General features: G+C 45.0%; 9 protein-coding genes. 1 reads left to right on the forward strand and 8 read right to left on the reverse strand.

The features are described from left to right. Window positions 1-112 precede the first annotated feature (112 nt). The 7 genes from DXX93_RS19170 to DXX93_RS19200 all read right to left on the reverse strand — a co-directional run bounded on the left by DXX93_RS19170 (window position 113) and on the right by DXX93_RS19200 (window position 10,116). The gene (locus DXX93_RS19170) at window positions 113-946 is read right to left on the reverse strand and encodes a mechanosensitive ion channel family protein (protein ID WP_116010054.1); all 834 of its coding nucleotides are present in this window, start codon (window positions 944-946) and stop codon (window positions 113-115) included. A 213-nt stretch (window positions 947-1,159) separates the two neighbouring features. Continuing rightward, window positions 1,160-2,215 carry a sterol desaturase family protein gene (locus DXX93_RS19175; RefSeq protein WP_116009513.1) on the reverse strand — a complete coding sequence of 352 codons (1,056 nt, stop codon included), beginning with the start codon at window positions 2,213-2,215 and terminating at the stop codon, window positions 1,160-1,162. Between the two features lie 240 nt (window positions 2,216-2,455). Next, a complete protein-coding gene (locus DXX93_RS19180; RefSeq protein ID WP_116010055.1) occupies window positions 2,456-4,678 on the reverse strand; it encodes a TonB-dependent receptor family protein in 2,223 nt (740 codons plus the stop codon). Between the two features lie 14 nt (window positions 4,679-4,692). Next, the gene (locus DXX93_RS19185; protein WP_116009514.1) at window positions 4,693-5,982 is read right to left on the reverse strand and encodes an imelysin family protein; all 1,290 of its coding nucleotides are present in this window, start codon (window positions 5,980-5,982) and stop codon (window positions 4,693-4,695) included. Window positions 5,983-6,121: 139 nt separating this feature from the next. Continuing rightward, window positions 6,122-7,936, reverse strand: coding sequence for a cadherin repeat domain-containing protein (locus DXX93_RS19190; RefSeq protein WP_181902272.1), 1,815 nt, complete (start codon window positions 7,934-7,936; stop codon window positions 6,122-6,124). Window positions 7,937-8,353: 417 nt separating this feature from the next. Further along, window positions 8,354-8,818: an RNA methyltransferase gene (locus DXX93_RS19195; RefSeq protein WP_116009515.1), complete on the reverse strand. Its 465-nt coding sequence runs from the start codon at window positions 8,816-8,818 to the stop codon at window positions 8,354-8,356. A gap of 131 nt (window positions 8,819-8,949) precedes the next feature. Next, window positions 8,950-10,116: an MltA domain-containing protein gene (locus tag DXX93_RS19200; RefSeq protein ID WP_116009516.1), complete on the reverse strand. Its 1,167-nt coding sequence runs from the start codon at window positions 10,114-10,116 to the stop codon at window positions 8,950-8,952. A gap of 155 nt (window positions 10,117-10,271) precedes the next feature. Here DXX93_RS19200 and DXX93_RS19205 point away from each other — a divergent pair, with 155 nt between their 5' ends. Continuing rightward, window positions 10,272-10,826 (forward strand): sel1 repeat family protein, encoded by a 555-nt coding sequence (locus DXX93_RS19205; protein WP_116009517.1) that lies wholly within the window; start codon window positions 10,272-10,274, stop codon window positions 10,824-10,826. 62 nt (window positions 10,827-10,888) lie between these two features. On the opposite strand, the gene DXX93_RS19210 is transcribed toward DXX93_RS19205, so the two are convergent. Next, window positions 10,889-11,671 (reverse strand): hypothetical protein, encoded by a 783-nt coding sequence (locus DXX93_RS19210; protein ID WP_116009518.1) that lies wholly within the window; start codon window positions 11,669-11,671, stop codon window positions 10,889-10,891. Between the last annotated feature and the right edge of the window lie 6 nt (window positions 11,672-11,677).

Here is an 11,677-nt window from a genome sequence, read left to right on the forward strand (position 1 = left end):
ATACTTGTTGGAATAATCAACTCAAGTCGCTATCAATAAATCAAATAGCCTCTATAAACCTGAAATATTGCGAGCCACATAATTGTAGCTCGCCCCAGTTTTGTCTCGTCGCTTATTCGCTGGCTTGAATAAGGTGCACATCTCTTTGTGGGTATGGAATGGTGATACCCGCCTCGTCAAAGGCTATTTTGATCGCCTCGTGGCTGTCGAAAAACACAGGCCAGTAATCATCCGACTTTACCCAAGGACGCACCAAAAAATTGACCGAACTGTCGGCATGGGCAGAGACGAAGATATCGACTACAGGGTCTTTTAGTACGCGGCTGTCGTTATCCATTACTTCTTGCAAAACTGCCTTGGCTTTTTTCACATCGTCGTCATAACTAATCCCAAAGGTCATATCGACGCGGCGCGTTTCTTCGATAAAAACGTTTTTCACGCAGCCATTAGATAACAAGCCATTGGGGATAATCACCCGTTGATTGTCTAAGGTGCGTAAAATGGTATTAAAGATCTGAATTTCGACCACATGGCCGACATAGCCTTGTGCGTCGATGACATCGCCCGCTTTAAATGGTCGGAAAAACAAGATCAGAATACCGCCAGCAAAGTTTGCCAAACTTCCTTGCAATGCCAAGCCAATCGCCAAACCTGCGGCACCTAACATGGCAATCAATGATGCGGTTTCAACGCCTATCATCGAGGCAAAAATAATCACGAGGATAGCTTTGAAGGTGATATTAAAAATACTCACCAAGAATTGATGCAGGGTGACTTCGACCTGCTTTTTGGTCATGGCGACATCAATTAATTTGACGATTCGGCCAATAATCCACGAGCCAATAATCCAGACGACAATCGCCAAAATAAGCTGAGTGCCAAATGTAATGCCCATCTCACCGATGAGCTGCATGTAATGCTCCACCTGATTAACATCGATATTCATGGCTTGCGCCGTTTCATCGATAACAGCGCTAACTTCACTACCCTGATCGCTATTTTGCATGTTGCTAACCTTCCTCTCGTTGTTGATTTTATTGTTGCTGGCCAAAGCAAGTATCAACAACTAAGTGTAGAAAGGATTAGCGAATTGTCTAAATCAGGGGGAAGCTTCTAGCAGGTGAAGTTGAGCGGTTTAAGCCTTGTAAGCCTTAAACCGCTATGAAGTGGCTTTTTTACTCGCTTTACTTTTAGCTGTCTTGTTCGCCCTAAATGAACGCGTTAGCACCTGCCAAGATTTAGCAAATGGCTGTAAATAAATACCGCGCAACGTTTGGTGTTCAGCGTATTCATCGCCAATACCTATGCTCAATTTTTTCACATTCGACGCTCTGACCAAAGTGCCAAACAGGCGATCCCAAATGGCCAGTGCCGAGCCTAAATTAACATCAAACAGCTTAGGGCTGTCGCTGTGATGGATTTGATGTTGAGCCGGTGAAATAAACCAGTTTTCCACTTTATCACCCCAGCTCAGCCAAATATGGCTGTGGCGTAAATTAGAGCCCATGATATTAAAGGCAAAGACAAATAAGTTAGCGCCAACAATGTCGATCATTTTCAGCGTTGGGCCAAACAGGAAGTAACACAAGCCGACAACGGTGCCTTGGGTTAACGCCATGCGGCAGGCATACAAGTAGCTTTCTACTGGGTGCGAGCGATAAATGGTAAACGGGGTTAATACTTTTGCCGAATGATGCACCTTGTGAAATTCCCACATAAACGGAATTTTGTGCAGCATGTAGTGCAATAAAAAACGAGTGAAGTCATCAACAATAAACAGCAATACCGTGAATACCAGCATAGTGGTGGCGGCAGAGAGCTGAATATGTTCAATAACGCCAAACACACTTTCCAGTGCTGACGATATGCCCAGCGCAATCGGCACCATGGTGATAACAACGAGCGGAAATAACGCCGCTTTAAGTAGTTTATTGAGAACAAACAAAGCGTAGTCGTTTTTAGCCGACTGGCTCAGATAAATGGAAGCGGGAAAGAGGAAATGCCAAAAGCGCCTAATCGCAGATTTGCCAGCAAGGTGCTCAGCGTTGTAATGCGTTTCGGCCAGTGGTGACGTTTGCCGTTGTTTACTGACACGCCAGAATACTAACGTAGCTAAGGCAATAGAAGAGGCAATATAGCCCCAATAAATGCGCTTGTTGGCATCAAGCACATACAGAGATAATTCTTTAAAATTGCTGAGAAAAAAATCTAACATTATCAATTCCAATACTGACGCGCTTGCTCCTTGTTATTGTTTTATCGCCTTGCCAGTATCAATACGTAAATTAACCACAATAAACGTTGGTTAATTGTTAAAAATGTAGCCCCTAGCATAGTGCTAGGAGCTGAGCTTTGGCGCTATTTAGCTTTCAGACTATCAACCTGTCAAACCATCAACCTTTCAACCGATGAAAAGATAAACAGTTAATAGCGCCATCTTCAAGCGAGCGCTTGTTTAGAAACTATATTGATAGCCAACAATCGCTTGTTGTGGTTTTGTTGGACGTGCACCAAATGGGCGACGACTCACAATTTCCTGTTCATCAAATACGTTATCTAGTTTTAAGTAAACACTACCATAATCACCAAAGTCGTAGCTAGCGGACATATCCACAACCGTCAAGGATTCCGTAGTAACCCCCGATAACACGACACCGTCACCAGAAGCTTCTAACATCTCATCGATATAACGGGCAACTAAGCTCACTTCCCAGTCGTTACTGGCTAAGCCGAGGCTAACCGTTAGCTGATTTTCCGGTAAGTAAGGTAGTGCGTCCCCTTCCTCAACAGTACCCCACATTGGGAAGTCTGAAACAAAACTGGTATCAAATTCACCGTCTGTGTAGGTGTAGGTAACAGACGTTGGAATATCAAAGCCCCAGTCAGTTGCAAAGGTGTGTGAGGCCGCAAACTCTAGCCCCAGAACACTGGCTTCACCACTGTTAAACTCGGCATCTAAGTTACCGCCACAAGCTGATGCTGCTGAGAATGAACAACTTTCTTTTAGGCTGTCGAAGTCGTTGAAAAACACAACGGCTTCAAGCTGAGAGTTGCCATTGTGGAAACGGGTACCAATTTCATAGTTAACGCTGTTTTCAATATCCACTTCCGGGCTTTCTTGTGGGCGCGTCGGTACAAAACCTTCGTGCACACCGGCAAAGAAACCTAATTCGCTAGAGTATTTGTAGAACACGCTGGCACTTGGCAACCAAATTCTCGAATCTTTGTTCAAGTAGTCACCTTCACGGCCCGCGGCTTCATTTTGATATTCAGAATCAATAAACTCACCGCGCATACCTAAGGTAAACTCAAAGTCACTCACGTAAATGGTATCTTTTAAAAATACCGCCAGTGCTTCACTGGTTTCGCGGTTACTGGTTGTAGCGACTTGTGGCGAACCATCAGAGACTAAATTGCCAGCGCGCATAAAGAATGCGTCTTCGGTGTGACGACGACGAATTTGGTCTTTGTGAAAGCGAACACCTGCGTTCAGTTGGTGCTTATAGCCCGCTAGTTCAAAGTTGTAGTAAAGCTCAGATTGAATACCTTGCGAGTAAAATTCGCGATAGTTATCCCCCACTAATAGCTTTTCAAATTCCTGCACTGAGTCTTGCTCGCCAGTCAAGATTTGATAAAAACGAGCGTTCACTTCATCTTCAGGGTTAGCTAAGATCTCTTGCAAGTCGCGATTAACTAAGCCACCTTTGAAGCGATTCAGTTTGAACCAAGAGCGATCAAAATCGTTGTGATAAACACGTGTCGTGACATCAAAGGTGTCGTTGCCGATAAAGTGGGTAAACATAAACTGCTTGTGTTCCCAGTCCATCAATGCCAATTGGTCGGCAGCGTAACGTCGATTCGGGTTCTTAGCAAAATCTGCGTCGGTTAAGCCCAAGTACGTTTCGTCTGACTCTTCATCAGCATAAGCCAGCTTCAATTCAACCACTTGGCTGTAACCACCGCCGGAAAGATCGTAGTTAAACTTGACCATGATATCGTTTTTTTCAAAACCGGTATCACCGCCACCATCAAGCTCTTTGTAGCCATCAGAGCGCAAATGCACGCCTTCAACCACATAACCAAAGTCGCCATTCGTGCTACCAAAATAAGCTTTTGCGCGGCCAAAACCGTCGCTACCCGCCGCTAAGTCAATCGAGCCTTCTTTGGCCTGAGGTACTTGGCGGGTAACTAAGTTAATCGCACCGGCAACAGTATTTGGGCCATATTTAGTGGCTGCGGGGCCTTTCGACACTTCGACCGAGGTCACTTTACTCATCATCGGGAAGTAATATGCCGCTGGCGCTGAATAAGGTGCTGGGCCGATCAGAATGCCGTCTTCCATCACCGTAATTTTCTGGCTACGCTCAGGTGTCGCGCCACGAAAACCAATGTTAGGACGTAAACCAAAACCGTCTTCTTCGCGAATATTTACGCCAGGTACGCTGTAAAGTACACGGTTAATATCGTTGAACTTGAATTTTTCTAACTGAGCTTCACCAATTACCGTGGTTGAACCTGGCTCGGTCCGCAAGCTATTGTCATTACCTAAAATTTGAATGCGCTCGTAATATTCAGCAGGCTTTTCATCATCTGGTGTCTCATCAGCAAATACCGGCGAGACAACCGCAGCAATGGCGAGCGCTAGGCTCGTTTTTCTTATCGCTTTTTTATACGTCATTGTTGCCATCATGATTAATCGTTATCTCCCGCAGAAGTTACTGGTAGTTCAAGTGCTAAGCTGTTGATAAAGTCTACTTTTAGCGTGTCAGTTACCGCTTTTACGCGCGCGTGGCTTGCTGTCACTTGTGCTTCATTGTCAGTCAGTGTTTGCGCTAACGTTTGCTGATACGCTTGAATATCACTGATTGCCGTTTCAACGTCCGCAGTCATCGTTGTTGCCGTCGCGGCATCACCTTGATCAATTAAAAAGTCAGTAAAGCCAATGCCTTCACCGCCAGTTAATAGCTTTTGGAAAGCTACCAAGTTGTTTTCAATATTGTCTAGCGAATTATTGGCGTACACGGATTCAACCGCTTCTGGGCAAGCCTCTGCGCCACAGACATTGGCAAATAAGCCGAGCGGAGCAGCGAGCTTGTTGTCTTTGCTTGCCGTGTCGATGTAGAACATTGCGTCGCTGATGCGATTAATGGCTTCAAGTTCAGTACCGAACTGATTGCCAGCGGAGCCTGCTTGCTTTAATTCAACCGCAAAGCCATTGTCGCCATCCCATGCAGCAACAAGTTCTTGTGCGCTCGTATTCAAGTCTCTGGCCACTTCACCAGCGAATAAACAACGTGCTTCTTTGCGCGCTTGCTCAGTTTCGCTGTTCCAACCTTGTGGCTGAGCACCAACGGTACAGCTGTGGTCTAGGTTGTCGTTAAACAGCAAATACTCAAGTGCCGCTAAGCCTCTGCGGCTGGCAGCGCGATTGGCGATGTTGTATGGCTGTCCATTAATTTCACCAGTGCGGAAGTTGATCACTTCAAAATCAACGTTACATGAACTTGCCAGTGGCCAAGCGTAAATTTTATTACGCAAAAATCCGCTGTTGCCGATCAGTGGCCCAACTTGCATGACCTCGGCTTGCTGCCAAACATTCATGCTGCTACGCCAACTTGCTTGTGCTGCCATTCGCGCCGTATTGACTTGCTCACTCGTTGCATTGCCCTGTCCTGCTGCGATTTCCTGCTGACAGTAACCGGCTACGGCTTGCATTTGATCGCCAGTGACTTGCACAAATTGCTCAAATGTTGGGCTGATCACGTTGTCCGCAAGGTTTGTTAACAAAGCGCGCTGCTCAAAGCTCGGGGTGGGTGTTGTTGGCGGTGTCGTAGGTGGCGTTGTTGGTGGTGTTGGCGCGGGTGTTGAACCGCTATTAAAATCAGGGCCTGCATTACTACTGGTGCTTTCGCCACAAGCACTTAAAACAAGCGCACTGGCGATGGCAAGAGGTAATAACGCGCGTTTAGTATTAACCGACATATGTCTACCTTTTTGTATGTTACCACTCGTTTCTATCGCCACTGAGATCTAACAAATTTGCCGGCAATAAAAACAAAACAAGCCTTGGACCCGAAAGTCCAAGGCTTCAATTAGCTTAACCTATTGATTACTTTTTAAATTACCAGTTCTCAACATTTTCAGCATCAAATTCATAAGCCGCTTGGAAAATAGCGCGAGCTTTGTCTAAGTCAGCAATGTAAGCGTTAACCGCTGTCATATCAGCCGAGCCGGTAGGCAATAATACTGGCTTGATACCCATGTAGTTGTGAATTTCAGCAAACTGCGCAGCTGTTAATGGTGAACGCTTGTTAAATTGTAAACCAATCGCAAAACCTTTCATTTCTGAGAAGTGCTTAGCAACATCAGCAGAGTTGTAATCCGCTGTACCTGATTTTTCTAGATCATCAGTTACGTCATTAATGTAGTGAACAACAGTCGCTGCGATTGCTTTTTCCCATGCCATCACCGCTTGGTCACGGTACGTTTCGATCATGGTTTGTTGTTCGTCGCTGATCGTTGTGTTGGTACGCATAATTTCACGTGCGGCAATAAACGCTTCCATCGCGTCTTTGGTGAAATCGGTTGGCATCGAGTTATCAACTGAACCGCGGTCACGCTTAGCGGCATTTACTGAAGCACTGAAGTTGTACTCAGAGCGCAAATCAATCGTGCCATTTTCATCAGTGTCGTGCTTACCTTGGTAGTCATCACGACCGCCTTTTTTCGCAATTTCGTCATCTGAGTACTCGATGTAATCACGCGCCGCACCGAAGTAACCGAAACCTTCATCGTAACCGTGCTCTAGTAACGAATCTGTCGCGCCAGCGCTGCGTGCTTCTGTGTTATCGCGATCTTGGCCGATACCTTCGTCTAAGTAATCGTCAGTACCTTGCGAGAAGTTAACACCCATTAATAGGAATTTTTGGATAAGCTGCTTTAAGTCAGTACCGTCAGTGTTGATGTAAACCGTATTCACAACTTCACCCGTTGCTTCATCACGGCGAAGGTCATCATTTAACTGAACTTCCGCGTTATCCGCTAGTTGCTTGAAGAACTCAGCGACTAGCTTGGTTGGTGTCATACCGTCAGTCCAACCCACAAAGCTTGAACCATCGTTCCAGTCTTTGTGCATGCGCGACGCATCGTTACCCGCGAGCTTGCCACGTAAGTCTTTATGACTACCTGAAATGGCACCTACTGTTGCTTGCTCTGCATCGTCGATAAAGCTAATTTGTAAGCCAGCACCCGTATTGGCTTGGTTAGTGTCGTAATCATATAACGTGTATGCTTGGCCTAAGTCATCTGTCGCTGACGTATCTACACCATCACCAACTTTGCCTAAATGGAAGAAAGAGTAAAGCTTGTTGATAACGTCTTGACGTGTTCTTAATGGGCCATTAGTGGCATCTAGGTCGGTTTGTAAACTATTGGCAATGTAGTAGTTAAGCTGCGCGATTTGCGCTTGGCGAGCCGTTTGGCCGCCGTAGTTAACACCTGATGCATCACTGACAAACTTACTGTCAAATTTGTAAGCGTCTAATACATCGTTAACATTAACCGTTAAGTCTTTTGAAAAAGTCTCGCCATCAGCATCGGCAACAGTAACATTCACTGTCATTGTTTTTGCCTGCTCGTAGTTAGCCGCGTAGCCAGCAGCAAGTTTCAAATCGTCACCATCAACGGCGAACATGTCGCTGTCTACTGTGAATGTCATCGCGCCACCTTCAGCGTCAGTTGCTGAAAGCTTACCGACAACGGCGCCAGCTGAGTTCTCATCAACACTGCTGTTGTCAATCGCGATATCAGTTGGTGCTGTGTTAGGTGTTGGTGCAGGAGTTACTGGATCTGTATTGTCAGACCCGCCGCTGCTACCGCCACAGGCAGAAAGCGTTAACGAAGCCAAAATAGCTGTAGTTAGAAGAGACTTTTTCATTTTCTATATTAACCTTGTTGTTAGTTTTGAGCACATCCTGACTAGTTATAGAAGAGAAAATGCTCATGTGTAAAATTATGTAAATTTTTTAAAGCATACTAGCACAAAGACAAATGCAAATGCGAATAAATATCATCTTATTTAGAATGAAATGTTTGGATTTATTTCACTTGGATCTCAATAATATTTCACTATAAAAAAATGTCATCAAAATGCCCCATATGATGGGCTTCACTATCAAAAGTGCAGACCACGCCAAAGCTACTCGTCCCTGAGTTGAGCGGCAGCATTGGCCGTGCGCATCAGATGGCGATTGTTCCACGCCAACTCTTGGCTAAACTTTATGGATAATTCCGTTTATGCTGATGGGGGATTGTTCGACTAACGCTAATTTACTGTAACACCAGCCAAGTAACACTAGCCAAGCTTGGCAAGGCGGTCATACATCACCAGACTGCCTGCTACCGAGACATTTAAGCTGTAATCACCCGGTAATTGAATCAACCGATGACACTTAGCCAGCGCTTGTGGAGGTAGACCCGACTGTTCATTACCGAGTAAATAAACGCAACGATGGGGATGTTCAAAGCCAATAATATCGTGAGCTTGTTCGTCTAACTCGACCCCAATAAGCGGAGTGTCGTACGGTAAATTAGCAAGTAAATCTTCAATAGTATCATGATGATAAAGTGGAATTTTTTGCCAAGCATTAACCACATCTGTGGTTTGTTTCTTGTATTTTTTGTCAACCGTAAAAATAAATGAGGCGCCAAGAATATAAGCAGAGCGCCAAAGGGTGCCAATGTTAATTTCATCAACATTATTCATAATGCCAATGCCAAAAAAGCCATTAGCAGCGTATGTTTGTTTTAAACGAGCCATATTTTTAAATGAGCCATAGGTTCAAGCGAGCCAAAATATTAAGTAAGCCAGCGTATTAAGTGAGTAAAAGTTTTATATAAACAGGCATTTTCATTGCACCCAAGTGTGAAGCCTGTCACACCCAGTTGCGGTTATTGTTTTTTCAATAAAATCCAGACGTCGGCATAATCAGGCAGGTGTTTATTCGCCGCATAATAATCTTGCCAGCCGCGATAATTACCAGCGAGCAGATCGAGTTGGAACAAGTTATCGTCAAACGCGCCTCCTTCGTCGGCCAATACAGCTAGACGCGCTTCGTGTTTAGGCGGCAAACCGTTACGCTCAGTGTGATAACTCAGTAACATTAATTTACCTAGCCCTAATTGTTTGACGTTACCCGCTAAACTGACCTGTGGTTTAATCGCGATTTTATCAGGCAAGTCTTGACCATAACCCAAAATACTTGGCACTTCGGCAAAATACCAATAGCGCGCTTGTTCGCGTTTTCCAATGTGGTAATCGTAGGCAATACCATTGTTGCGATGCACATTGAAATAACGGGTTTTACCATCAACTTGCAACACACCTGTGCCCTGCAACAACACATCGTGCAAGGCTTCTTCTGAAACCCAAACCAAAGGCTTGGCTAACTTGCCTTTAAGTAGCGCACCTTCGATCACTTGTTGTCGCGTAAACTGATAGCGTGTGAGTTCAGCTTTTTTCGCCTCTGCCGCTCGTTTCGAAAGCCCTTGTTCATCATCCGGTAGCTGATAAAGCGCCTGATCGTAGCGGCCACTTTGCACGCTGCTGCCATCAAGCAGCTTAGCGTAGTACTTGGTTACAAATAATTGCTGCGCTGGGATATCATTGAGCAGTCGTGTTTTCACCTTATTCGTGCTGCTACTCGCAATGCGATCAGCGTTTTTTTTGTCTGGTAACCAGCGAATAAACTCGAAATTCGCTTTGACAAACTCGCTATTGTGCAGTCGGCTTTGTCGCCCTGCTCGCACGTCACTGCGATAGGTTTCACATAAAAACGCCAGTGTCTCGTTAACGCGCGCTAGCGACATATCATTGCCTATCACTGCACTGCCATCGTGCACCGCTTTGACATCGTCTGGGTGGTGTTTGATATAAGATTGTGTATTGGCTGCGACAGTACATAATTCACTGCCTTTAAAGCCAGAAAGCACACCAAATTCTGGCTCAGTCTCCAATGCAAATGTTGCATTAGCCGAAACATTTAGCGAAGTAAACAAGCTCAGAAAAGTAGCTGAAGTAATGGCAGCGGTTAGCCGCTTAACAATGGAAAAGCGCATTCACAAAATCGAAAAATCTTGGGGTATAGCTGGGATCTTACCAATATTTATGACTCGAATGACAGTAATAAACACCCTGTTACATTTCGACATTCATGTTAACGAAGGTCTTCGTTAAACTAGGTGCAGATGGATCATCAACCAAGGATATCAGGATGAGTATTAGACAAAACACAACCTTATTAATGCGTAAAGTGCTTATTGGCGGCTCGCTTGCCGTGCTACTTGCCACTGCGCCTGTCAGTTTCGCACTGTCAAATAATAGTAACCTAGTCGCTATTGAAGATTATGAAAAAGATGTCGAACAGGCAATTTCGCTGTACAAGAAAAAAGACTATGAAAAAGCCCTGCCTGCTTTAGAGGCGATGGCTAAACTTGGGGATAAAAAAGCTCAATATATGGTCGGTGTAATGTATCTAAGTAGCCAAGGGACACAACAAGACTTATTGAAAAGTTATGCTTGGCTGACCGTTGCCAATGAGCAAAAAACCAAAGCTTGGCAAAAACCTCTCAATTGGCTAGATGAAAACATAGATCCAAAATTTCTAAAAATCGCCTCCCAAGAAGCGGCAATGTATGTGGAAAAATATGGCGTCAAAGCACAAAAACTAAAATGTCGTCCGCTAAAGACGCTCGGCACGAACAGGTCAATTCATACCTGTGTGAAATCTGAGGTCAAACCTGGCTACTACCTCGCAAAAACCCAGTAATACCCTAGCCTGCACCAAAGCAAGTAAAAGCACGTATATTTTAGCGGTGCATCACCACCTTATTAATGGTGGTGATGTGCGTGTGCATTTGGGCTACCTGAAAACCCCTGATTGATCATTTTCGCTAAAAACGGATTGTTTTCATTATCCCCAACGTCGGCATAGTCAGTGGTTGGCAACGCATCCCACACGGTAAATTGCTCAACAACTTTATCACCATACTCAATATCCACTAGCTGTAAACGGCTGGTTTGATGCGTCTGCTTATCTGTGACCACTAATGATTGCGGCAGTGCTAATGCTGGTAACCATTGCAGTTGAAATTCATGTGTTGCCGTAGCAAGCGTATAGTGTTCGAGGCGCTGGCAGCCAGCACCTGAGGCTTTTTGATGACTCATACTTGCAAGCAATGCGTGATCAACGAGCGTACGCACATAATGCCACTGCTGTTGGGCTTTAAGTTCATCTGCCTGATATTCAATACCTTGCTGATATCGCTCAAAGACACGTGTCAGTTGTTGTTGCTTGTGGCGATTGAGGTACCAGATATTAGCGACTTTTTGTTCAGGGTTGTAATGAGCAACGCGATTACCTTTACGCAATAACGTGAGCTGTTGAACTGTGCTTTTTTGCTGTTGAGCCTGATTGTGATTATGGTTAGGGTTGTGAGTAGCTATGTTCGCATGCTCATGGTGCTCCCCAAATGTCTGCTCATAATGAGCAATCAATTGCTCGGCCTGACAGCGCTTTGGGCTAGCATTCGAGATTGACTGTTGGTGTGCAAATGCCGCTAGCTGAGTACTGGCGACAAGCAAACAAAGAGTGACGGTTTTCTTGATATTCATAATAAT

It is taken from the genome of Thalassotalea euphylliae (assembly GCF_003390335.1).
GTDB classification, from domain to species: Bacteria; Pseudomonadota; Gammaproteobacteria; order Enterobacterales; family Alteromonadaceae; genus Thalassotalea_F; species Thalassotalea_F euphylliae_B.